Raw genomic sequence first — 23,202 nt, forward strand, 5'->3', positions numbered from 1 at the left:
GAATCTGCAAAACTTAGCCGTAAGGAAAATATTGTAATATCTTTCGTGAAATTGGTTTATTCTCATTTCAGGGAAGAAAGAGGGGTTCAGTTTTATGCAGACACTTTGTTTATTACACCTAAACACTTAAGCAAAACGTTAAAGGAAATTACCAATAAAACCTGTAGCGAATTGATTGATGAGTTGGTAATTACCGAAGCCAAGATTTTGTTAGAAGACATGGGGCAATCCGTTGCAAAAGTAGCTGAGTACCTTAATTTTAGCGACCAGTTTTTTTTTAGTAAATTTTTTAAGCGGCATACGGGCATGAACCCAAGTCAATATAAAGTACATTTTTAAAAATTATTTGGATTTGCCACTTCCAAACACTTCCTTCACTGCGTCAAGATAACCATAACCATGTTCCTTATCCGGTTCAAGATAACTACCCTCCGCCCATTCATTCCAGGCATTAATAGTTATTAACTTTGGCTGATTTGGATGGCTGTCTACATACTCTTTAGCCTGTAATAAGAAGCGTTTAAAATCTGCAGGGTTAGCATCAGTAACCATACCTTGTAAAGCTTTCGGAAAGCGCGGGTTATTATTCCAGCTTATGGATACATGCGGGAAAAACGGTACGGTAAACTCTTTGCTAAACTTAGCCCAGCCTTCTATTGCTTTAGTGCCCCATCTATCATATCTGTCAAGTGGCACGTAATGGCACCATTGATAATTTGTGAGACTTTTAAAGCCCAGCTCTAACACTGTATTATTTTGTGTGACACTTGAATCACCCGGCACTGCCGAAATGCCTTTGGGTATTGCCCCCCATAAAACACCTTGTAAATGCAAACCAGGGAAACCTGCTTCTTTTGTTTTTTGTGTAAAATACGCCAGCGCGTCTTTAGCTGGTTGTATGCCGCCCATCCCGTTAATGAATGTTGCCAGTTCATAAATACTGATAACCGGCTCCCCATTGATTTTATAATAGTTTGGCTGGCTGAAATAATCTTTAATGATATGCGCTATCATTATGTTAAAGGTAGGTCTGTCAATCCCGCCATGCCAATATATTTTACTTTTGTCGTCAGTTGTATTATCCAGGTAACTGGAATGATCATGATTGGCCCACATTAAATAAAATTTCATTTTATTCCTGTTTTTCGCACCTAAAAACCCCTTGTCTATCCCGTTTTCTAAAAATGGTTTTCCATCATACCAATACCAGTCGTAAATAAACACGTTTACGCCATGGGATACAGCCGCGTCAATCTTTTTTTCCATCACTTTTGGGTCGGCCTCATTAACGTAACCCCATAGCGGTACTTCCGGTTGCTTATCGCCTGCAAATTTCGGCTTGGCACTGTATATACTTTCCCATTCTCCTTTTCCGTCCTTAAATACGCCGATGTCTTTAAATCTCGGATCAGGCTGATAAGCAGGCCACACGTAAGCTGCAACATCGTAATGGTTTACAGGTTGCTGTGCATATATTGGAATTATTCCTGTAATTAATACAACACTTGTGGCAAAAAGCCCTAGAAAAAACTGTTTGTTTTTTGTTCTCATCTTGTATTTGTAATTTTTATACGTTTATAAGATCTTAACACGACCGGTCCCAGTAGCCCGGATAATTGTAATTCAGAATCTTTGTTATAATATTTATGTGAAGTAAACGCCATTCTTTTCGAATTACGATGAATTGTTGAATCCAAAATCCAGTCTGGCCATTTGTTTTCGTTATTTGTGCGTTGATCATCAGGAAAGCGTTCATCTCCGATAAGGCGGTTCTTCCATAAGTTTGTCACTTTGATCTCCAAATGGTTAGTCCCCGCATGCAGGTATTTGCCTATTTCCATGGTGAACGGTGCTTTCCATAAAATCCCCAGATCCTTTCCATTTAAAAATACTTGAGCCATTTCTCTTACACTGCCAAGATCAAGCTCCACTAAATTGTCTGGCCTAAGCAGATCTTTTTGGAGAACTATATCCTTTTTATAAGTCGCCGTACCGGAAAAATACCGAATATATCCAGAAGAGCATAACGACCAAGACGTTAACCGTTTAAAGGTAGTATCAATGCGTTGCTCCCTAATGCGTGAAAAAGTCACATTCCACGGCCCGGTGATGTTTATCGGGCCTGATACCTTTTGTACAGCAACAGATTTTCTTTCACCCAGATTTGTGAGGTAAGTAAATTTTACTGGTGATGGGGTTAGTAACGTTATGGTATTATTCGCATATGATAGTTTTGGTTTAGGCTGTTGTTCTTCCAGAATTACCTTATGACCATTTCCAGCTTCCAGGTCAAAAGATTCATTATCAGTCTCGTAAGTCAGGTGCAGTTCATTTTCTTTATCTTTAACATTCGATGTTTCATTAAATAAGCTATCTGTTACGATAAAGGTATATCTTCCTGATTTCACCAATTCCTTAATTTTGTCTTTAACATTATAAACCGGATTGTCAACCGGTATTTCATTAAAATCCGAACCAAATTTTCCATATAGAGCACGAACAAGCTTAAAACCGGTGGTATCCTCGCTTAAATTTGACTCTTCATTTTCCAGCAATGTTGCGGTGTGAGTCTGACCGTTAATGTAGTATAATAGTCTCAATTCCTTTAACGAGCCGGGAGCCGGATCAGAGGCCGACAGCCAATTTCCGGCAGAAAAATGTAATCCGTTTTTCGAAATCTTATTGTTTACTACTGGGGTAACGTCAACTATACCTTCGGGAAGGAATTTTCCATATTCTGCTTTAACAATTCGAAGTCCGGGTAAAGGTTTCGCCTTTTGGGATTCAATTTTATAGCTGACTTGGGTGAAATGGGTATTCAAGTCAGCGGATTTATTGAAAACAACAAAGACAGATTCATGGGATGAAAAGGAAACAGGTATTTCAATAATATTGCCGGGCAATTGCTTCCAAACAGGAATATCGGTAATCAAACCGGTTTCGGGATCCCAAAGCTCAGGGACTTTGCCGGATATTCTGAACCGGCAAGATTCAGTCCTGGCGAAATTTTGTGGGTTTGCCACAAAGTAAATATCCTTGTTGTCGTAAATGCGGTGAATGAAGATCAGGTCGCTACCCGTTCCACTCGCCCCGAAATCAGGCGGAACATGTGCATCCGACAAAAAATGAGCGATATCGGCAGCCGATGTTTTAGATTTAATTTTCTCCGTCCACAGCTCTGATGCGAGTTTTGATACCTGACTGTCACATTGCGGATAACCCAATAGGCTCGGAGATTTCTCCGGCTGGGAACCCGCCACCATGGCGCCCGCATCAACAAGTGATTTCACTTTAAGCAATAATTCGGGGGTGGCCCACTTTGTATCCGGCAAAACGAGCATCTTGTATGGCCCGCTATGTGGTGTAAATAATTGGCCATTTATCACCTTCAGTGAATAAAATGCATCTGCACCAATCTGATCATAATCATAACCAGTGTTTTTTATGTCTGTTCTGATAATTCCATTATTTGGCTCAGACTCTCCGGTAAACACAAGGACGTCTGCCACACTATGCCCTTGCTGTAATAAAAATTGTGAACGTGCTACATAAGCGAAGTAGGGCTTACTTTGTTCCCACCAGGTATTCATCCGGTTTAATTCAATGCCATAACCGCCCATTGTTAAACCAGGCGCATAGTTCCAGGGCTGATGTACATAAGAGTGAAAAATAAAGCGGTTAATACCTTCGGCCCATACTTTATCTCCTACAGGTTTCATTGTAGCGGGGAAATTGGTCCAGCCGCCGAAGCCCGTAAATGATTCTGCCCCCGCAACTGGAATTCCATAGATATGTGCTATAGATGCTGCCATCCGTGGAGATTCTAAAAACAACTGTTTAGTCAGCCAGAATTCACCCATTACCACATCGGCCCGCGAGCCTGATGCATGCGAGTCAAATGGCCCTCCATACGGTTCTACGCAAAAATTCAATTTGTTTGCGTGGCATAACTCACTAAAGTGTCCATAATATTTATCAGCAATAAGATCCCCTATTGTTTTTCTAAAATCCCAGAGAAACCGTTCGGTAGCATCGTTGCTTTCCACATAATACCCTGCTAACGTTGGTAAATCGGTTAAGCAATCGTACCCGCGTCTTTTTTTAAACTCTTCCCGAAAAGCGGACGTCCAATTATTGCAGCCTACTTCATAACTATCAACTAAACAATCCGTCACTACGAGACCTGCAAGGGGGCCAAGTTTGTCCAGTATTGGTTTAACTCCGCCTGCCCAATAAGCGTCAAGTGCTGTGCTGCTCATTTTATCACATTCTAATCCTTTTCCACCTGCTACTGCGGGATGATTTTCTGTTCCATTTGGCGTATGGCCTATTCTTAGTATCGTCCATTCTCCGGCTGGCGGGTTCCAGTTTAATTCTCCATTGGCAGAAAGTTTTGACGTCAGGTCAATAATTGTTGATCTTGCAATTGAAGCCGAATCCGGAACATGTCTTTTCTCGGGCTCGACATTTGTTTTGAACAGGTTACCTGATAGTGATTTAAGCTCCAGATCATGAATCCGAAAGTTTCCTTTTGGGGTTGGAAACGCAAGGACAGCGATATCTTTGTAATAATTGAATTTTGTTAAAGGCTGTGGCAGCCGGTGATCAAACTTTATTCCGGTTTTCAATTGAGTCTGGCTATATACCACAGTTTGCATCGCAAATTCTGGCTTAATCCACGGGCCGCCGCTTGACGACCATCCGGCGCTGTTATGAAAGCCCAGGTGCATGTTTAATCGCTTTGCCTCAATGGCTGCAAAATAAACCATGTCTAACCATTCTTTGCTCATATAAAGGCACGGGCCTTGTGGATAATCTGAAGAAACATTAAATATTTCTGCCTTTTCTATTCCGACACGTTTCATAGCCTCGAGATCTGAAGTGATGCCAGTTTTTGAAACATTGCCATCAAGCCAATGCCACCATGTTTCGGCTTTTGCTGAGGCAGGTGGGTTCGAAAAGCCTGCTTTTAATTCGGATTGAGCAATTGAGGGCGTTGAAATGCTGATGAGTAGCAAAAATGTAAAGGCAAAGAGAATTTTCATCATACTGGATCATTCTAAACTGAAAATCAGATTTGGTTATATTCAATATTCGAATAAAACTAAAGAATTACAACATTCCCTGGCTTTTATTGAAAAATATTGCATTATACTAACCTAAATCCGATTTTCAGGATGGCCTTCACCAAACGATTCCATATGATTTAGAGCATCGTTTAGTGTTATCATTTTTAAAAATGTTTAATTAATAATCAGAGAATTGATATGGTCGAATTGTTCTGGAATTAGAACATCAATATATTAATTCGGAAATATAGACGTGAAACGTTTTTCAGGTAATAAACAGGAACGTTTAAGCTACAATAAAGCACTTTTTGGCTACTTACACTTGATAACGGATGCAGAAATTTGCATTAAAAAAAATAGAGATATGAAAATTGTAATAACAGGTTCTATAGGTAACATCGGAAAACCGCTTACACAGGAATTAGTACGGGAAGGTCATTTGGTAACCGTTATCAGCAGCAAGGCTGATCGGCAGGGAGCTATCGAAGCATTAGGTGCAAAGGCGGCGATCGGGAGCATGCAGGATATAGATTTCTTATCAGCAGCTTTTAAAGGAGCGGATATTGTTTATTTGATGGAAGCATGGGAAAGTATAGGCAGTTTATCAGATAACACCATTGACTTTAATGCCGGTATGCGGCAAATTGGCTATAATTATAAAGAAGCTATTGAGCGGTCGGGGCTAAAGCGTATTGTACATTTAAGCAGTTTCGGCGCACATGCGCCAAAAGGATTCGGCTCTCTTGTTGTTCATCATGATGTGGAGCATATTTTAAGGCAACTTCCTGATGAGGTGTCTATTAAATTTATGCGTCCTGCATCTTTTTACACCAATCTTTTCATGTCAATTCATCATATCAAAGAAAGATCTGCATTTGTTTCAAGTTATGGAGGTGACAAGAAAGAACCATGGGTATCACCATTAGATATTGCCGCTACCATTGCAGAAGAAATGAAATTGCCCTTTAACGGAAAAGAAATCCGTTATATAGCCAGCGAAGAAATTTCACCCAATGAGATAGCAAAAACGATTGGCGAGGCCATTGGTAAACCAGATTTGAAATGGCTTATTATTTCGGATGAACAATTACTAAATGGAATGTTGGGTGCCGGTTATAATACAGAAATCTGTAAAGGTCTGGCAGAGATGTACGCATCTCACCGCGGCGGTATAGTGTTTGAAGATTATTACCGCCATAAGCCGGTTTTGGGTAAAGTAAAATTTAAGGACTTTGCAAAAGATTTTGCGAAAGTATTTGATCAACAATAACTATCTTGTAATATGGCAGGCAAGCAAACACGCAGCGTAAAAACTATTAGCGAGTTTCACAGGTTAAAGGGTTTTCCACAACCTCAGCATCCGTTAATAAGCATAATAGATTACAGTTCCGTAGAATGTTCATCAGAAACCCGAATGGAAAATTATGTATGTGATTTTTATTATATTGCTATCAGAAGAGGCTTGAATGCAAAATTGAAATACGGTCAGTTGGATTATGATTTTGACAATGGTGTAATGTTTTTTATTTCACCCAATCAGGTATTCGGAATTGAGCCGGAGAAAAATAAAATAATAAAACAATCAGGATGGATGTTACTCATTCATCCTGATTGTTTTTGGAACACACCGTTGGCCAAAACCATTAAACAATACGAATACTTTGATTATTCGGTACATAAAGCCTTGTTCCTTTCAGAAAAAGAAGAAACGACCTTAAAAGGTATTATAGAGAATATCCAGCAAGAGTACCAATCAAATATTGATAAATTAAGTCAAAGCATTATTATTTCCCAACTGGAAGTATTGCTGAATTATTCCGAAAGATTTTATCAACGTCAGTTTATCACCCGTAAAATAATGCATCATCAAATTCTGGAGCGCTTAGAAAGTCTGCTAAACGATTATTTTGAGCATGAAAACTTAATTATGAAAGGGCTTCCAACTGTTCAATTCATATCAGAAAAATTAAACCTGTCACCTAATTATTTAAGAAGACTGCTTAAAGATCTGACAGGTAAGAATACACAGCAGCACATTCATGAAAAATTGATCGGGAAAGCCAAAGAAAAATTATCCACCACCGATCTTTCAGTAAGCGAAATTGCTTATGAACTGGGGTTTGAACATCCGCAATCTTTCAATAAGTTATTCAAGACAAAAACCAATCTTGCCCCTCTGGAATTCAGACTCTCTTTTAATTGACGGCGTAATAATCACCTTTATTATTCCGAGCAGATTATTCATTATATTACTTTTTTTATTTCGCTTAGGGGAAGTTCATCACCTACATATTTGCCGTAGTAAGATAACAGAACCTTTCCCTGTTCGTCAATAATGAAACTCGCACCAACTCTGTTGAAACTACCGTCTATGGCAATTTTTTCCTTAAAGAGTGCTTTCCCGGCTTTAACTTTTCCGGCTATACCATGGAGCATGCTTTTAAAAAACTTGCCTGTGCTTTTTTCTACCTGATACCTGTTATAAAGGCTGAGGTCGGGATTTGGTATCATTACTGAATAATAACTTTCCCCTTCAAGAAATTTTCTCATATTCTCACTTGTACTCTCATAAATAGAAATGAGCGCCAATTTTTTCGACCTGAAAAAAGCGGACTGTTTTTCCAGCTCATGAAATCGCAAATTGCATATCGGGCAACCGACGTTACGGTAAAAAGTCAACAATACTTTTTGACCTTTATATCGATCCAGGCTAACGATCTTGCCATCCACATCCGGAATATTAAATAATGGGGCTACTTGTGAAAGTTGAATACTCATGATTTTTTATTTAAATTGAAATAATAGACAGAAAGACTTTTAGTAAAGCTTTCATACATTAATATCAAAATCACAACAAAATCACCCGTCGAATAAAAAATTAATGAACAAGATATATGGTACATTTAGCAACGGCTTTTCACATCCGTTGGCATACAATTACGCCTTTTCCTGCTTTAGCATTTCTTTACGAATCATCTGAACACATTTGTACTTTTGATTATTGGCAGTGTGCTTATTTTTCCAGCCCATCGTTTCCATCAGCGACTCGATAGGGAACTGCAGGTAGAAAAGGGACCGAATAATCCACCTGCAGTGGGTGGTAATATTTTGCAGGTAAACTTCCATTTTTTGTTCATTGGTTTGCTCGGGATAAATCTCAGTTTCAAAACTTTCCACAATCATTTCCTGCTCCACAACGCTATGCACCAGGCTAATTTTTCTTTCCCGTAAACGCTTGAACCAAATATTTTTAGCAATAGCGAACAAATAGGTTTTCAAGCCGGCGCTTAGTTTAAATTCCGTGGTCCGTAACTTTTCAAGCAAGATCACTATTGTTTCCTGAAAAACATCTTCAGCATCTTCTTTGGTTCCTGAGTTCAGCCTGATGAAGTTTGAAACGGAATCAAAACTTAAATTATAAAGCATTTTGAAGGAAATATCTTCCTCCTTTTTTAGCATCTCCAGTAAAATAGTGTCTGTTACGATTTGCATCCAATTATTCTTTAGTTGCTTTATACCAATTTCGTTAAATAATCACCCAAAAAAGATATTTTACAAAATAGCCGTTTTCAAATTTATAGGCTCGAAAGCCTGCGTTCTTTTCATACTGATGTCTTTCTATTGTATATTGAAAATATGTAAATAATAGAAATGAAGGTCCAATTAATAACAATATAACGCCTTTGCTGAACACTCCCTGGTGAGTAAATAATTTTAAATAAAGCTCTTGAAATCCGTAAAATACGGCAGCTAGTCCAATAATAAGCCCAGGAAGATTCACATGCCCTTTACTATTACTAACCTGAATTTATTGTGTTTTTTCCTTTACAGTAAGCCGGGATTTATTTAGGAAATTGTAAAACATCATGATAATCGATTAACTTAGGATACTGTAATGGTAAACAGGAATAAATTCCTACTTAATTATGGACTAATTGGCCCAAATACAAGGGGCTTAATTCTTTAGGCATTTTGAATAAATTTTAAGGTGAAAATGTGAGCTAACCTTAAAATATGTTTAAATTTAAGGTTAGACTATACTTCCGACCTTATTTTAAGGTCAAAAACGAAACTGGCCTTAAAAAGTAGATTTTTTAAGGCCAGCTTTTTAGTATATTTGTATATGCCTTATATAATAAATCCCGATAGAAGTAAACCCTGGAATGATCTTCCTGAATTGCCAATCGATAAGAAATTATATGAAGATTTAGATATTTATCGTCAGCTAGGTGACTCTAAAGCGGCTTTAGCGAGATTACAGGGACGAAGTATAGCGATCCCAAATCAGGCTATGCTAATCAATTCAATAAGCTTACAGGAGGCGAAAGCATCAAGTGCTGTGGAGAATATTTTTACAACCGATGACGAGTTATATAAAGCTTATAGTGAAAATCTCGCTAAAGAACCACAGGGACCTACAAAGGAAATCCTAAATTATAGAAAGGCCTTGTGGATAGGTTATGATCATCTCAAACAGAATGATTTCGACGAGAACTACTTTGTAAAAATGTATAGAATTGTAAGTCAATTCAGTGACGGAATAAGAAATCCAATTGCACAGGTCTACATCAAAGAAGGGGGTAGTGGGCCTAACGCGGGAACTGTTTTTTTTACGCCGCCCAGAGGTAAAGGAATTATTGAGGCAAAGCTTCAAAACCTGCTGGAATTTTTAAACGATGATAAAAAATATCCCTTAGATCCTCTTTTAAAAATGGCAATAGGACATTTTCAGTTTGAGGCCATACATCCTTTCCGGGATGGGAATGGAAGAACCGGACGGATCTTTAATATTCATTACTTAACTAAAAAAGGGCTGTTGGATTATCCCATATTATTTCTAAGTCGCTATATTATTGACAATAAGGAAGAATATTATGGAGGTTTATCCGGTATAACCCAAAGAGGGAGTTGGAAGAAATGGCTACTGTATATGCTAAAGGCATTAGAGGTAACAGCTAATATTACTTATTATAAGATAAATGATATTATATCTGCTAAAGACGCAATTCTTGAAGCAATTAAGGATGACAATGAAATTAGCAGACCGGAAAGTCTCGTAGATGCATTGTTCAGTCAACCATATACTAAAGTAAAGCATCTTACTGACCGAAAGTTATTTGCAGAAAACACGGCCCGAAAATATCTGGACAAATTATCAGAAATGGGAGTTTTGGAAAAAAGAATAATACAAGGAAATAGCTACTATTTAAACCTGGAACTTTATCGCATTCTCTCAGAATAATTTGATAGCGTTATATTACTTGGATCGTTTGCCGACGATTGGGTAGGCATAAAATGATAATTGTTTACGAATCCAATATCCCGGAGGTTGATACCAACAACAGAAATATTGATCATAATCTTCTGTATTTATAAAGCAATAAACAGGTATAATAAGAGCCGCTTGATTATCGAATGCATGAGACTAGGTTTTATAGAAGTAAATAATCTTAATTCAAATTCCGGATAGCCAATGATGCAGATCCTTTCTCCGCGTGGAGACGGACAATAGAAAACCCAGTGAAAACACACTCGGTGTTTGCATTCTGAGTGCGTTTTCACTGGGTTTTCTCAGGGTTAAATCTGCTTTTTCATCCCGCCGATATCGGTAGAAGACGGTTTGCTCCCCGCAATATAATTTGATGTGATCTGCCTGGTCAATTCTATTGGTCGTGATTTTTAATACTTCTTCAGCAAACCCATCTGTCAGGACGTTATAAGTTAATGGAATGATGTTGATTTTTAAGAGTATGGTTCAAACAATCCTCCTGATTTTTAAAACAATTAAAAATGTTGACATGTATTTAGGAGGTTAAATGCTGCCAGATGATATCAAATACATCAGTAGCAATGAGTGGATGGTCAATTTGATGATCTGTGATGATAACCGGTTGATACTCTTTTGAAAAACCTATCCTTCCATGTGAACCTTTGATTAAAGTAGCATCAAGCGGAATCACATCCATCACATACCTCAATCCAGCTTTCTTTCTTAATAATTTATAAGCGGCTCTTGCCTTTGAGGTCATGAACATCTCAACGGGATCATAACCTGGTTTTTTATGGATATCTACCACACGGGCATAATCAGGTGCCAAAGCATCGTCCAGCCAGAAATAATAAGTAAACCAGCTTTTCTCATCAGCCATTAAAACCAGGTCTCCTGCTCTTTCATGGTTGATGTTATGTTTAACCTGTTCCTCCCTGTCTAGCACCAGTTCAACTGACGACACTGATTTCAGAAGTGCTTTTACCTGTTCCGTTACACTTTTATCATTGATATACACGTGGGCGATCTGATGATCTGCTACAACAAAAGCTTTGGATGCACCCGGATCAAGCAACTCAAGCCCTCTTTCCATCCGGATTTGTAACAAACCGTGCTGTCTGAACAAGCGGTTTAAATGGATTGGGTTATTAACGGGAGTTATGCCATATTCTGAAAGCAGGATAACACGTGCGCCTTTCTGCTGGTAAAAATTAACCAGCTGCTCCACCACCCTGTCAATCTCCAGAAGTTCTTTGGCAATAAGAGGAAGATCTGGCCCAAACTTTTGGAGGCAATAATCAAGGTGAGGAAGATAGATCAGCGAGAGCGTTGGGTCATGGAGATCGTCCGTCATCTTTGCCGCATCAGCGATCCACTGTGTGGATTTGATATTTGCTCCGGGACCCCAGAACTGAAACAAAGGGAATCGCCCGAGTTTATCCTGTAATTGGTCTCTTAAATCAGCAGGGTGCGAATAACAATCGGGCAGCTTACGGCCGTCAGCAAGGTAATTAGGACGCGGTGTAATAGAATAATCTGCGGTAGAATACATATTGTACCACCAAAACAACATCGCACTGGTAAAAGACGGATCTTCTCTTTTTGCTTTATCCCAGATCTTTTCCCCTTCCACTAACTTATTAGACTGTTTCCAGAATTTGACCTCGCAATCTACCCGGTCATACCATCCGTTACCAACTATGCCTGTCTCTGAGGGGAATTTTCCTGTGAGATAAGCTGATTGCATTGATGTCGTTAGTGCCGGCAAAGCTGGCTGTATAAAATTAAGGTGTCTTTCACTGCAATATTGCTGAAGGAATGGGGTGTACTGTCCAATGACTGATGAAGATAAGCCCACCACATCTATTACAACCGTTTTATTCATGTTATACTAATCTTTTGATTACCCAATCCAGTTCCCTGGTAATAGATTGCGTTAATGGAACTTTCAAGTCTTCCGGTAAAACTTCCCAGGTGTAGGTTTCTACCTCCAGATGCTGTGTAAAAGGATTTTCTTTGAACTTGTTCAGTACTTCGACAATATCTGCCTGGGTAGATTTTACCAGGCCCATATCTTCAGCAAAAATGGGAACGTGGAAATGTGCGCGCCATTCAATTACCCCCGGATTGCGGTTATCTGCCAGCGCTTCCGGCAGGTCGGGATATCTGATCAGGCTTCCGCTGTTGGTTTTAGCAATCACCTGATGTAAATAAGTAGCTTCTGTAAACTTTGAAAGTGCATGTACAATAGGTTCCCTGTCATCGGGAGACGATGGTAAAGCGGCTTTTAAAGCTGCACTGATCTGTATCTTGCCCACTTTTATACCTTTCTCTGCTAACTGATCAATAACTTCAGCATGTGGCTCATAGCCAATCGCAAAATGACACACATCGTAACACAGACGTATATGCTGTTTAATGGCTGTAGTTGTTTCTTCAGCAGTTAAATTTAACTGCTCCGAAAGAACTGGAACCCCAATAGCCAGTAAGTCATTTTCAAACCAGTTGATAAACCCTTCTCCGGATTCTAAAAAGCCATCTGGTTCAGGTTCAATATCCAGATGCAGGATAACACCGGTCGATTCAAACATACGATAGAGCGCTGCGGCTACTTTTAAAATATTTGCTGTAGCCATCTCCTTTACTTTTTTTCTTTCATCGCTTGCCGTATGCCAGGGTTTATAACTTAAGGGAGAGGTAGAAATTCCCCCTTCCATTCCTTCAGGCAGCAATTTAGCCAGTATATCAAACAGGCGTAACGTATATGTTAACCGGTCGTTTGTAGTCCAGTCTGGTGCATGAACCTGGTCCTTAACATGGGCATGATGAAAATTGCCGTAAGGGAATCCGTTCATAGTAAATACATAAGCGTTGTGGGCTGTTAGCCATTGCTGAAACTCCTGAAAGTAAATCTCATCATTCAGCAGATCGATACTGCCAATATTGGAAAGGCGCAGACCAATTCCCATGGGTTTATCCGGAGATAGTTGTGCTTTGATCACAGGGAAATTAAACTGCAAAGCTGAAAAAGTATCAGGCCAGGTTTCTCCTGCATGGATATTTGTACAATAAGTTAGATGTGCTGTGCCCAGATTCATAAGCTCATTATTTTAGTGTGGATCATTCTGTATGTCTTTTAAAATTTTTGCAGCCTGTTTCAATATTTCTGTGTTAATTTCATGCACTTCCTCACCTCTTCCAATAGCGGTTAGCAGCATAATGGTCAGTTCTCCGCCTAAATGTTCACGGAACTCCTGCAAGCCTAGCAGGATAGGACTATTATCACCGCTAACCTGCAAAAGGTCATGTGTAATTTCGAAACCTAAAAGGAGTAACAAGTGAATTACCCTTTCACGCGCATCAAAAGATAACCGTCCGGAAAGATTTGAATACACGGTATCCAGTGCGATACCCATGGCTACTGCTTCGCCATGTTTCACTTTAAAATTGGTGAGGTATTCCAGTTTATGTGCACTCCAGTGGCCAAAATCAAGCGGCCGTGAAGAGCCTCTTTCAAAAGGGTCATCCCCTGCGATATGTTCCATGTGTAACTGTGCACACCTCCATACCAGGTAATTCATTATCTCCAGCTTGCGACTCGCCATATCATGGGCATGCGCTTCTATCCATTCAAAAAATACGGCATCTTTGATCAGCGCAACTTTAATAGCTTCTGCAATTCCAGAACGCCAGTCGCGGTCTGTTAAAGTGGTTAAAAATGCAGCGTCATTAAAAACAGCATCCGGCGTAGAAAAAGTGCCCAGGAAGTTTTTTTTATTGAAATAATTGACGCTGTTTTTTACACCAATGCCAGAATCATTCTGGGAAAGAACGGTAGTAGGTATCCGGATATGTTTTACGCCTCTGTGCGCTACGGTTGCCGCATAACCAACCATATCCAGCAGAGCGCCACCACCAATGCCAGCGATATAGGAATGGCGGTCTATTCCGTATTTGTCGACGGCTTCCAGCACCTCATCAAAATAGCGGGTGTTATTTTTTACCAGTTCACCACCTGGAATAATCAGCAGGTGCTGGACTAACTGTACCCTATTATACCTGATAAAATATTCCTTAATCTTGCCTATTAAAGCGGGATGATAATCTATTACACCCTGGTCAATAACGAAAAGGATTTTTTTTGTCGTAGCTGAAATAGGTGAGGCCGATAAAAAATCACTCAATAGCTCATTGTCAATCGCAAACATTGAGGAAGTAAAGAAGACGTTATAGCTGTATTTTATCGTAAAAGACTGTTGCAAATGTTCCATGGATACAAAAAATGGTAGGTTGTGTTGAAAATTAAGTAACTGCAAAAAACTTTGAGAGCCAAATGGATAAGGGTAGTAAACAGCAGATAACCAGTGCAGGATATAAAGAACTGAAAGTCGCTGCCCAGGATGCATCCATTAAAATTAAGGATAAAACCCCGGCTTTAACCGCCAGTCCTATATTTTTACCAATGGGTTCCGCTATTGCTTTAGTAAGAGGTTTGAAAATCATCCAGGCAAAGGGCAATAAAAAAACAAGCGACCAGAGTAGGCGGCCGTTGGTATAAGAGAAATAGGCGATAAAGCCTATCACTGCGGCATACAAAAATGCTGCGATGTATAAATTAGTCTTATTGCCGCCATGCACCTCTCCGCGACTGGTCATAGTAATGGAAAAGATATAAACAACAGGAGCGATAGCCAGTATATACCAGTTGTTTATTGCCGCAGGAACAATACTGATCCCTAACAAAAGATTCAGGCCGCGGCATAAACCCATATTTAATGGGCCAAAAAAATGATGATGTTTGGCCCACTGATCATATACCAACGCACAAAAAGCAATAGCTAAAGCGACTAACCCGGCATTAGCATTCGTTAAAAAAGCTAAAATGATACCGAGGCTTAACAATACTGTACCTAAAATAGCGGCTTCTTTTATAGAAATCGCTCCGGAAGGTATCGCACGTTCAGGACGTTCTATTTTGTCGAGGTCAGCATCAAAAACGTCATTAAAAACTATTCCCCCACCGTATAAACAGGCCGTTGAAACACACAGGAGCAGGATCGAAGACCATGACTGCAAAAAAGTGCCGTTAAACACAGTGGTAATGGCAATTCCGGCTAAGATGTCGGCCACAGCGGTAATGATGTTGGCTGGCCTCATCAGTTGTAAATAGATAAATACTTTTTTCAAAAGGCGATCAGCTAATAATAATGGATGATTTATCAATTCGGGGTTGCTGACCTCCGCGCAGAATAGAATTACCTTCAAACTTCACGCTTTGGTCTATATTTTTTACTGCGGCAAAATCGGCCTCATCAATCTGCCCGCTCTGTGCAAAGGCAGTGATCGCATTGCGATAAGTGATCAGTTCAATGTCCTGGTCGCTTAATCCACGTACCTTCATTAATGCTGCGGTTTTAGGCACAGCCAGGGGATCGCTGATTCCCCAGTCGGCAGCAGAATTAATCATGATGCGCTCCGGACCATACTGTTTCGCGATATCAACCATGCGTTCATTGCCCATTTTAGTAAAAGGATAAATGGTAAAAGCTGCCCAGAAGCCTCTATCCAGCACTTCTTTTACAGTCTCCTCGTTATTATGGTCGATGATGATCATCTTCGGATCAAGACCATGCTCTAAAGCAATGTCCATACTACGCTGTGTCCCTTTTTTCTTATCCCGGTGAGGGGTATGTATCTGTACGGGTAAACCAGCCTCTTTGGCCAGTTCAAGCTGCAGCCGGTAATACTTTTCCTCGGCAGGTGTCTGGTCGTCAAACCCGATCTCCCCAATGCCTACTACACCTTCTTTGTAAACGAACAAGGGCAGAATTTCCATCACCTGTTCGGCCAGGGCTTCGTTATTGGCTTCCCGGGAATTTAACCCGATGGTACAATAATGTTTGATGCCAAATTGAGAAGAACGGAACCTTTCCCAGCCTATCAGGCTGCTGTAATAATCCCTGAAGCTATCAATGCCGGTTCTCGGCTGTCCAAGCCAGAAAGCAGGCTCTATCAGCGCCACCACGCCAGCATCTGCCATTGCCTGATAATCGTCTGTGGTCCTTGAAGTCATGTGCACATGAGGATCAAAAAACCGCATTCCTTTTACTGCGCTGATATCAAAAAACACAGGCTCGGCCGGTTCTTCATTTCTGTTTTCCACTGAATTACTGCAACACATATCTTAAAATTATTTGGGTATATCTATAAATTTATCTACCAGAAGCCACAACTCAGGATTTACTTCACGTCCTGCGGCTTCTCTTTCTTTTGCATAATCGACTAAAGTATAAGCCAATTCCTCGTTTGCACGATCGTAAAGTCCTATGATTTGATCCAGTTGTTTTTCGGTAAAAAAGGCTTTTAACACCAGCTGGTTCCAGGCAGGCTGTGATAGGTTTTCGGAAGGATATGGATTGTTATACATAATGGCCTCTAAAACATTGCCGATATTACTTCTTATACCCTCTGAACATCTTTGTGCCCAAATTTCGGGATAGGCCAGTAAAGGTAAGGATGAATATAAGGCAACCAGCTCATTCATCTCTGCAGCCATAAACAGACTTTCAATGCTGCGGTGGTATTGATCCTGATCGGTGCTATTTAATTCCAGCAACAGCCATATTCTGGTTAATCTGTCTACAGTCCAGTTTTCAATAGAGAAGTTGTTTCTACATGCGGAGAGGGTTTTCTGCTGATCATTATTGAGGATGATTGCCTGTTTACCTGTCCGTCTTGGGATGGCTGCAAAAGTACCATTGAAATCAACACTGGTTTGATGTGACGCAACTTTCATTTGAAGCCATATCCTGGCTTCATCAGTAATATTTTCTATGATTATCTCCTCAATGGAAGCTTTTAGCTTTTCTACATCATAATGAAACATACACAATTATAAAATATAATAGCGGTTATAACTAGTTAACAGTAGATTTTGTCAGAAAAATGAAATCAGGAGGAGAAATAATTGATCAGCAATGCTCCGGTGATAATCAATAACCCGAAGAACTCTCTTGTTTTCTCAATATAAGGTTTGGTAGCCTGCATGCTTTCAACAATACTCGGCCGCTTATATTTTGTGATCCAATCGCGAACGCCATCTTCTGCAAAAAAGAGGATAATAGCATAGATCAGGTAAAAGGCAATCAAGAATAGATATATCATTGGGTAAAAATGGCCAAAAACAGCCTCTCCACAGCAAACGGCTGCGCTGAGATAGATCGGCACCCAAAGCCAGGGATCAATGTCGTTTAAATTTAAATAGGCAAAAACCACAAATGACAGGCAGAAAATAATATTTATAATCATCAATAACATAGGCAACATTGAGTAGTTATACAATGATAAGTTTTATAAATTAATATTGATCAGCTTTTTATCCCCTTTTCCATGGTAAGAAACACTAAGGTTAGAGCTTTGTGAAATCAGGTCGAATGAGGATGTCGTTTGAATGTTTAAAGAAATTGCGGTATGCCTGAACGTATCTGGTATTTCGGGTAAAATCATTTTAATGATCAGCTCCTGACCTTTTTGAGTAGTTTCTATTTTTACACGGTCTCTAAGCCAGATATATTCATAAACCTCCTGCCATGGGGCCATCCATAACTTATCTGTTCCTTTTTGACCATACTTCCCGGCAATGGTGGTCATGTAATATTTAAATTCAGGGAAAACCACACTTAGTGACCAAAGGTTACTGTTCCCCACGCCATGGGTAAATTCATGAAGCCATGCCGGTTCAGTTAACCGCATCAGCGAATCTAACAGGCTTAAGCGTTGTTTGGCTGTAGCCAGGGGAATATTTCCGCTGCTCATGAAATCGCGTTTGTAAATCAGGGAGGTTAGGTTAACGGTATCTTTAACCGGAATGAGCGGTTCGGCCCCATTAACAGAAGCAACGGAAAAAGATCCGTTTTTGAGTGCTGCCTGTTCATATGCTTTTTGATAATCTTTATCACCTTCCCCACCTGGTACAATAAACTGTGTCATTGTAAACCCCAGCTTGTTTTTAACCAGGGAAACGTTTTGCAGCACTTCATTCTCATAATCTGTCCCATGTTTGGTGGCATGATGATAACCGTGGTTAAGGATATCCCATCCGGACTGATAGAGTGTATGTACTTCCGGCCAGGATAAATGCCCCCTATTTACTGGCAACTCCCCAATACCAGCAGCATTGATGGCAATGCCCAGGCGAAAAGGTATTGCATGGGCACAGCCATCCGAGAAAAACAGCCCGGCAGAATAACTTCCGTCTCCGCCTTCATCATTTTTCCATTCATCAGGAAATGGAGGGCTAATGCGGCCGCCATGTAACAGCGGATAGGCAGTTAAAAAGGCCGACCGGTAACCGTCGTCCAGTGTAAAACTCAGGGCCAGGTGTTTGTTGTACTTTAATGGAGCTTTAGAAACTGTTACAGCAGCCATGGAGCTAAGTTTCAGCTTCAGGTAAACTACCTTTTCTCCTGCGGCCTTTCGAGGAATACTGTCGGTCAGCGCAAAAGCGGGAGTCTTAAATAAATAAAGCAGGCATAGACTGCATAACATCACTACTTTAAGACTATCGCTTTTCATGTTCATCAGAATTTGATTTTTTTTCGAATTAAACCTCTACATCCAGTATCGGGGCATCAATTATTTTATCTGTAATGGTATCAGGCAAATTTTACAGTATACTTTTTTGAATATTCCATTGTTATTAATTAATATTATCTGGCTCCCGGAGGGCAGTGTTCTTTTAAATAATTGGTAAACAAAGTAGCCAAGTGTAAACTTGTACCTTCTCCTTCTGAGATGGCATGGGTACGGTTGGGATAAGACATCATCTGGAATTGCTTATTGTACCTGATCAGCTCATTGATCAGGAGTTCGGCGTTTTGATAATGTACATTATCATCCCCTGTACCATGAATATATAACAGGTTACCGCGTAAATTTTTAGCGTAAGTAACAGGAGAACCTTTGATAAAATAGGAACGGCTTTCTTCGCTGATGGGTACTCCCATATAACGTTCCTGATAAATATTATCATAAGAAAGCTGGTTGCCTACCGCTGCTATGGCTATTCCGGTTTTATAGATTTCTGGATATTGAAACATCAGGTTGAGGGTAGAAGAGCCCCCGCCACTCCAGCCCCAAACAGCTACCCTGCTGGTATCGATGTAAGGGCGTTTTAAAACCTCTTTTGCAGCCATAGCCTGGTCGCGAATGTTTAATAAGCCAATATTGCGATAAATAGCTTTTCGCCATTCGCGGCCTTTAGGCACAGGAGTGCCCCGGTTATCTATAGAAACATAGATATAACCATCTTTGGCCATATCTCCCTGGTATAAATAATTGTAGTTAACCCCATATTCATCCCTTACTTCCTGTCCCCAGGGCTCTCCGTAGACATAAAAAACAACAGGATATTTTTTGGATGGATCAAAATGATCTGGCTTTTGCATCCAGCCATCCATTTCAACACCATCCTGGGTTTTTACTTTGAAAAATTCAACGTTAGATTTAGATGGATCTGCTTTAGCCAAAGCATTATTTACATTTTCGGCACCATTCAACGCTTTATGGTCGGGCAGGGAAACCACTTCCGAAACCGGCTCCGTATAATAATTAGAGAAAGCATGCAGTGCCAGTTTGCCATTTGGAGAAACATCATATTCATGTGTACCGCTTTCATTTGCCGGAGAAAGACGTTCCGCTTTACCGCTGCCATCTAATTTAGTGCGGTATAGGTATTTTTGAGTGGCATTTACTGGTGAAGCCAGGAAATAGATATAACCTGATTTTTCATCAATAGCCCTGATGTTCATCACATCGTATGTTCCTGAAGTGATCAGCTTTTCTTTTTTTCCATCGCGGCTGATCCGATATAGATGACGCCAGCCGTCTTTTTCACTCGCCCAGAGAAATTCAGATCCGTTGTTGAGCCAATCCCATCCTCCATTGCTATAATCATCATCCCACAAGGGTAAAATATCGATCCAGGCCGGATCACTTTCCATATAAATGGTAGTTGATTTTCCGTTTGAAACCGTACAGCGCATCAGCCTGCTTTGATTTTGCTGACGGTTTAAATGCTGTATGATCAATTCAGTATTATTGGCGGCCCATTCCATTCGTGGAACGTAAGAATGTAAAACAGGATCAGTTGGAATATCCATCCACTGGGTAGCTCCTCCTGAAACACTCACCACGCCAATTTTATATGGAGATGGAGGTTCACCGGCAACAGGATATTCAACAGGTGTTACAAATGGATAAATGGAATCCGTATTGTTGATCATCAGGTAGTTTTTGGTTTTACTGGCATCAATCTGCCAATAAGCGATATGCTTGCTATCCGGACTCCATCTAAAACCATCACGGCAGAAAAATTCTTCTTCATATGCCCAGTCGAAAGTACCGTTGATCAGTTTTTTAGTGCCATCAGTAGTTAGCGGTTTAACTGCTGCGGTGGATATGATTTCTACATAAATATTGTGTTCACTTACAAAAGCTACTTTCTCGCCGTCGGGGGAGAATTTGGCAAACATCAATGACGAAGCCGGCTGATCTTTTCCTACCTGGTTTAAAGTTTTAGCAGCCATATCGTATATCCAATAATCGCCGCGGGTTTCATAACGCCATACTTTTTTGGTGTTCGTCATGATCAATACTTTATGGCCATCGCCTGAAAATGAAAAATGCTTGATCACCAAAGGTTCTTTTCCTGATGGAGTAAGCATTTCTTTACTGATGATCACTGTTTTACTGGCTGGATTTTGCGCGTCAATCTCCACGATAGCACCTTCAGCGATCTGGTAAAAGTGATTGCCATCTTTGGTCCAGCGTACGGGGCCATCTGACTGTGCCTGCAAATCTGCAGGTTGAAAAATGAATAAAAAAACAATTGCAACTGCAATTTGATAGAGGTTAAGCCTTATCGCCATGTGACATTCTAGTATAAGGAGATTGAAATTAAAAAAAATACCGACTTTTTGATATCATCAGGCAAATTGAGCAGGTAGTCGTTTTATTACAATAACACGGTGAAAGTATTAAAATTTTGTTGCTAAAAAAGACAATTGTTTAAGATGCTCCTCAGGCGGTTCTTTAGATCCTAATTGAAGGTTACAGTTAGCTAATTTCCAGCTTTTTTGCTGAAAAAAATATAAGTATAATTACAATCATTGTGCTCAGCTGATTTTAATCGTCGCTTGCAGCACTTGCCGACGAAAGCTTTACTGATACTTAGCCACTGCAGTATAATATCATTTTAAAAAGAACATGAAGATTTGCTACAAAAAACTAACAGGATTGATTGTACTGCTGTGCTCAGCAGCTATATTGGTAAAAGCAGATCAGCCTGCGGATACCGTCATACATGTAAGGATAGACTTCAGCCGGTCGGCGCAGACCATCAATAATATTGGGGCTTCGGGCTGCTGGTTCTCTGAAGGGATAGGTAAATTCTGGCCTGCTGAGAAAAAGGAGAAAATTGCGTCACTATTGTTTAGCAAAAAGCTGGATAAAAATGGAAATCCGGAAGGAATAGGCCTCTCATCCTGGCGGTTTAACATTGGAGCTGGTACCAGCGAACAGGGGGAGAGCAGTGGTATAAAGGATTTCAGAAAACGGACGGAAAGTTTTTTAAAGCCTGATGGAACTTACGACTGGAACAAACAATCTGGATATCAGTTTTTCCTCAAAAAGGCACATGATTATGGGGTAGAAACGCTGATCGCATTTTCTAATTCGCCTCCGGTACAGTTTACAAAAAATGGATTGGGCTATAAAACAGAAAAGAATTATACTGCTAATCTGAAAACAGATCAGTATGCCGCTTACGCTGATTTCCTGGCTCAGGTGATCAAACATTTTGATCAGCAGGGTTTACATTTTCAATATGTAAGTCCTGTGAATGAACCGCAGTGGGACTGGTCGCATAAATATATGGAAGCCGATCAGGAAGGTTCGCCCTGGAAAAATGAAGATATTTATAAAATCACACAGCAACTGGACCTCGCTTTAAGTAAAGAGAAGCTGGATAGTAAGATCTTAATAGCTGAAGCCGGAATGCTCAATTATTTATATGGAGGATCAAAAGGAGCATCCCATCAGATACAGCAGTTTTTTGAGGCGAAAAGCCCATTAAATCTGGGCGGACTTCCCCATGTACCCCGGGTAATTGCAGGGCACAGTTATTTTACTGAATCCAATGACAGTACTTTGCTGGCTACCAGAAAAAAATTGGCCGATACGGCTAAACGTTATGGTGTGGAGTATTGGGAGTCTGAATATTCCATGCTTGCCGATGGATTCAGGGAAGGAGCTAAGGGAAAACGCAGTGCGATGGATTGCGCCTTGTTTTTATCTAAAGTAATCCATGCAGATCTAACTATTGGGAATGCCACAGCCTGGCAGTTCTGGAATGCTTATGAACCCGGTGATGCCAACTTTGATACCCGCTATTACCTGATTGCGCTTCATCCAAATCCTGATTTTAAAGACGGCGAATTTAAGGCTACTAAAAACTTATGGGCAATGGGTCATTACAGCCTGTTTGTACGTCCGGGTATGCAGCGGATTGAAACGAAGTCTGACAAGAACTTACTTGTTTCTGCCTTTACAGATAAAAATAATAAGTTAGTGGTGGTGAGTGTCAATGAAGGTATTACCCCGGTTAAGCTGAAGCTGGATTTAAAAAAAGGAAAGAAAAAGTATAAAAAAGTATTGATTTATCTGACTGCCGATGGAGATGAGCTGAATATGAAAGCGATGCCTGTGCAATCTTATTTAAAAGACATTTCTCTTCCTGCACGCTCTATTGCTACGATTGTAATGGACTAAGCGTTATGCTGGTTGTTTGTTGAGAGTCAACATCAT

At 40.2% G+C, this 23,202-nt stretch carries 18 protein-coding genes; 5 read left to right on the forward strand and 13 right to left on the reverse strand.

Annotation, left to right across the window (positions count from 1 at the left end):
• Window positions 1-45 precede the first annotated feature (45 nt).
• Complete coding sequence (locus GSQ84_RS06555) at window positions 46-339, forward strand: AraC family transcriptional regulator (RefSeq protein ID WP_158796459.1); 294 nt, start codon at window positions 46-48, stop codon at window positions 337-339.
• A 3-nt stretch (window positions 340-342) separates the two neighbouring features.
• On the opposite strand, the gene GSQ84_RS06560 is transcribed toward GSQ84_RS06555, so the two are convergent.
• Complete coding sequence (locus tag GSQ84_RS06560; RefSeq protein WP_158796460.1) at window positions 343-1,551, reverse strand: glycoside hydrolase family 99-like domain-containing protein; 1,209 nt, start codon at window positions 1,549-1,551, stop codon at window positions 343-345.
• Window positions 1,548-5,048, reverse strand: coding sequence for a glycosyl hydrolase (locus tag GSQ84_RS06565; RefSeq protein ID WP_158796461.1), 3,501 nt, complete (start codon window positions 5,046-5,048; stop codon window positions 1,548-1,550). Before GSQ84_RS06565 ends, GSQ84_RS06560 begins: the two co-directional genes overlap by 4 nt.
• A 385-nt stretch (window positions 5,049-5,433) precedes the next feature.
• Here GSQ84_RS06565 and GSQ84_RS06570 point away from each other — a divergent pair, with 385 nt between their 5' ends.
• Together GSQ84_RS06570 and GSQ84_RS06575 are read left to right on the forward strand one after the other, a co-directional pair.
• Window positions 5,434-6,339 (forward strand): NAD(P)H-binding protein, encoded by a 906-nt coding sequence (locus tag GSQ84_RS06570; protein WP_158796462.1) that lies wholly within the window; start codon window positions 5,434-5,436, stop codon window positions 6,337-6,339.
• Between the two features lie 12 nt (window positions 6,340-6,351).
• Window positions 6,352-7,272 carry an AraC family transcriptional regulator gene (locus tag GSQ84_RS06575; RefSeq protein WP_158796463.1) on the forward strand — a complete coding sequence of 307 codons (921 nt, stop codon included), beginning with the start codon at window positions 6,352-6,354 and terminating at the stop codon, window positions 7,270-7,272.
• Window positions 7,273-7,313: 41 nt separating this feature from the next.
• Here GSQ84_RS06575 and GSQ84_RS06580 read toward each other — a convergent pair whose 3' ends face one another.
• Window positions 7,314-7,847: a redoxin domain-containing protein gene (locus tag GSQ84_RS06580; RefSeq protein ID WP_158796464.1), complete on the reverse strand. Its 534-nt coding sequence runs from the start codon at window positions 7,845-7,847 to the stop codon at window positions 7,314-7,316.
• 159 nt (window positions 7,848-8,006) lie between these two features.
• Window positions 8,007-8,561 carry an RNA polymerase sigma factor gene (locus tag GSQ84_RS06585; protein WP_158796465.1) on the reverse strand — a complete coding sequence of 185 codons (555 nt, stop codon included), beginning with the start codon at window positions 8,559-8,561 and terminating at the stop codon, window positions 8,007-8,009.
• Between the two features lie 631 nt (window positions 8,562-9,192).
• Here GSQ84_RS06585 and GSQ84_RS06590 point away from each other — a divergent pair.
• Window positions 9,193-10,311, forward strand: coding sequence for a Fic family protein (locus GSQ84_RS06590; RefSeq protein ID WP_158796466.1), 1,119 nt, complete (start codon window positions 9,193-9,195; stop codon window positions 10,309-10,311).
• A 562-nt stretch (window positions 10,312-10,873) separates the two neighbouring features.
• On the opposite strand, the gene GSQ84_RS06595 is transcribed toward GSQ84_RS06590, so the two are convergent.
• From GSQ84_RS06595 to GSQ84_RS06635, 9 genes are all read right to left on the reverse strand, one after another.
• Window positions 10,874-12,223, reverse strand: a complete 1,350-nt coding sequence (locus GSQ84_RS06595) for an alkaline phosphatase family protein (RefSeq protein WP_158796467.1) — start codon at window positions 12,221-12,223, stop codon at window positions 10,874-10,876.
• A gap of 1 nt (window position 12,224) precedes the next feature.
• Complete coding sequence (gene eboE / locus GSQ84_RS06600) at window positions 12,225-13,436, reverse strand: metabolite traffic protein EboE (RefSeq protein ID WP_158796468.1); 1,212 nt, start codon at window positions 13,434-13,436, stop codon at window positions 12,225-12,227.
• 12 nt (window positions 13,437-13,448) lie between these two features.
• A complete protein-coding gene (locus GSQ84_RS06605; RefSeq protein WP_158796469.1) occupies window positions 13,449-14,609 on the reverse strand; it encodes a 3-dehydroquinate synthase in 1,161 nt (386 codons plus the stop codon).
• A 31-nt stretch (window positions 14,610-14,640) separates the two neighbouring features.
• Complete coding sequence (eboC, locus tag GSQ84_RS06610) at window positions 14,641-15,525, reverse strand: UbiA-like protein EboC (protein ID WP_254070792.1); 885 nt, start codon at window positions 15,523-15,525, stop codon at window positions 14,641-14,643.
• Between the two features lie 7 nt (window positions 15,526-15,532).
• Window positions 15,533-16,501 (reverse strand): TatD family hydrolase, encoded by a 969-nt coding sequence (locus GSQ84_RS06615; RefSeq protein WP_254070793.1) that lies wholly within the window; start codon window positions 16,499-16,501, stop codon window positions 15,533-15,535.
• Window positions 16,502-16,528: 27 nt separating this feature from the next.
• The gene (locus tag GSQ84_RS06620) at window positions 16,529-17,224 is read right to left on the reverse strand and encodes an EboA domain-containing protein (RefSeq protein ID WP_158796471.1); all 696 of its coding nucleotides are present in this window, start codon (window positions 17,222-17,224) and stop codon (window positions 16,529-16,531) included.
• A gap of 65 nt (window positions 17,225-17,289) precedes the next feature.
• The gene (locus GSQ84_RS06625) at window positions 17,290-17,664 is read right to left on the reverse strand and encodes a transmembrane 220 family protein (RefSeq protein ID WP_371416360.1); all 375 of its coding nucleotides are present in this window, start codon (window positions 17,662-17,664) and stop codon (window positions 17,290-17,292) included.
• Window positions 17,665-17,688: 24 nt separating this feature from the next.
• Window positions 17,689-18,912: a polysaccharide deacetylase family protein gene (locus GSQ84_RS06630; protein ID WP_158796472.1), complete on the reverse strand. Its 1,224-nt coding sequence runs from the start codon at window positions 18,910-18,912 to the stop codon at window positions 17,689-17,691.
• Between the two features lie 134 nt (window positions 18,913-19,046).
• On the reverse strand, window positions 19,047-21,266 hold the full coding sequence (locus tag GSQ84_RS06635) for a S9 family peptidase (protein WP_158796473.1): 2,220 nt from the start codon (window positions 21,264-21,266) through the stop codon (window positions 19,047-19,049).
• Window positions 21,267-21,603: 337 nt separating this feature from the next.
• Between GSQ84_RS06635 and GSQ84_RS06640 the strand changes: the two genes are divergently transcribed.
• Window positions 21,604-23,166, forward strand: a complete 1,563-nt coding sequence (locus GSQ84_RS06640; RefSeq protein ID WP_158796474.1) for a glycoside hydrolase — start codon at window positions 21,604-21,606, stop codon at window positions 23,164-23,166.
• Window positions 23,167-23,202 lie beyond the last annotated feature (36 nt).

This window comes from Pedobacter sp. L105, assembly GCF_009765875.1.
GTDB lineage: Bacteria > Bacteroidota > Bacteroidia > Sphingobacteriales > Sphingobacteriaceae > Pedobacter.

Coding starts and splice junctions, on each gene's coding strand:
- GSQ84_RS06580 (WP_158796464.1), bottom strand. CDS start 7,847: ATGAGTATTCAACTTTCACAAGTAGCCCCATTATTTAATATTCCGGAT.
- GSQ84_RS06560 (WP_158796460.1), bottom strand. CDS start 1,551: ATGAGAACAAAAAACAAACAGTTTTTTCTAGGGCTTTTTGCCACAAGT.
- GSQ84_RS06565 (WP_158796461.1), bottom strand. CDS start 5,048: ATGATGAAAATTCTCTTTGCCTTTACATTTTTGCTACTCATCAGCATT.
- GSQ84_RS06635 (WP_158796473.1), bottom strand. CDS start 21,266: ATGGCGATAAGGCTTAACCTCTATCAAATTGCAGTTGCAATTGTTTTT.
- GSQ84_RS06605 (WP_158796469.1), bottom strand. CDS start 14,609: ATGGAACATTTGCAACAGTCTTTTACGATAAAATACAGCTATAACGTC.
- eboE (WP_158796468.1), bottom strand. CDS start 13,436: ATGAATCTGGGCACAGCACATCTAACTTATTGTACAAATATCCATGCA.
- GSQ84_RS06640 (WP_158796474.1), top strand. CDS start 21,604: ATGAAGATTTGCTACAAAAAACTAACAGGATTGATTGTACTGCTGTGC.
- GSQ84_RS06625 (WP_371416360.1), bottom strand. CDS start 17,664: ATGTTGCCTATGTTATTGATGATTATAAATATTATTTTCTGCCTGTCA.
- GSQ84_RS06630 (WP_158796472.1), bottom strand. CDS start 18,912: ATGAAAAGCGATAGTCTTAAAGTAGTGATGTTATGCAGTCTATGCCTG.
- GSQ84_RS06585 (WP_158796465.1), bottom strand. CDS start 8,561: ATGCAAATCGTAACAGACACTATTTTACTGGAGATGCTAAAAAAGGAG.
- GSQ84_RS06590 (WP_158796466.1), top strand. CDS start 9,193: ATGCCTTATATAATAAATCCCGATAGAAGTAAACCCTGGAATGATCTT.
- GSQ84_RS06570 (WP_158796462.1), top strand. CDS start 5,434: ATGAAAATTGTAATAACAGGTTCTATAGGTAACATCGGAAAACCGCTT.
- GSQ84_RS06575 (WP_158796463.1), top strand. CDS start 6,352: ATGGCAGGCAAGCAAACACGCAGCGTAAAAACTATTAGCGAGTTTCAC.
- GSQ84_RS06620 (WP_158796471.1), bottom strand. CDS start 17,224: ATGTTTCATTATGATGTAGAAAAGCTAAAAGCTTCCATTGAGGAGATA.
- GSQ84_RS06595 (WP_158796467.1), bottom strand. CDS start 12,223: ATGAATAAAACGGTTGTAATAGATGTGGTGGGCTTATCTTCATCAGTC.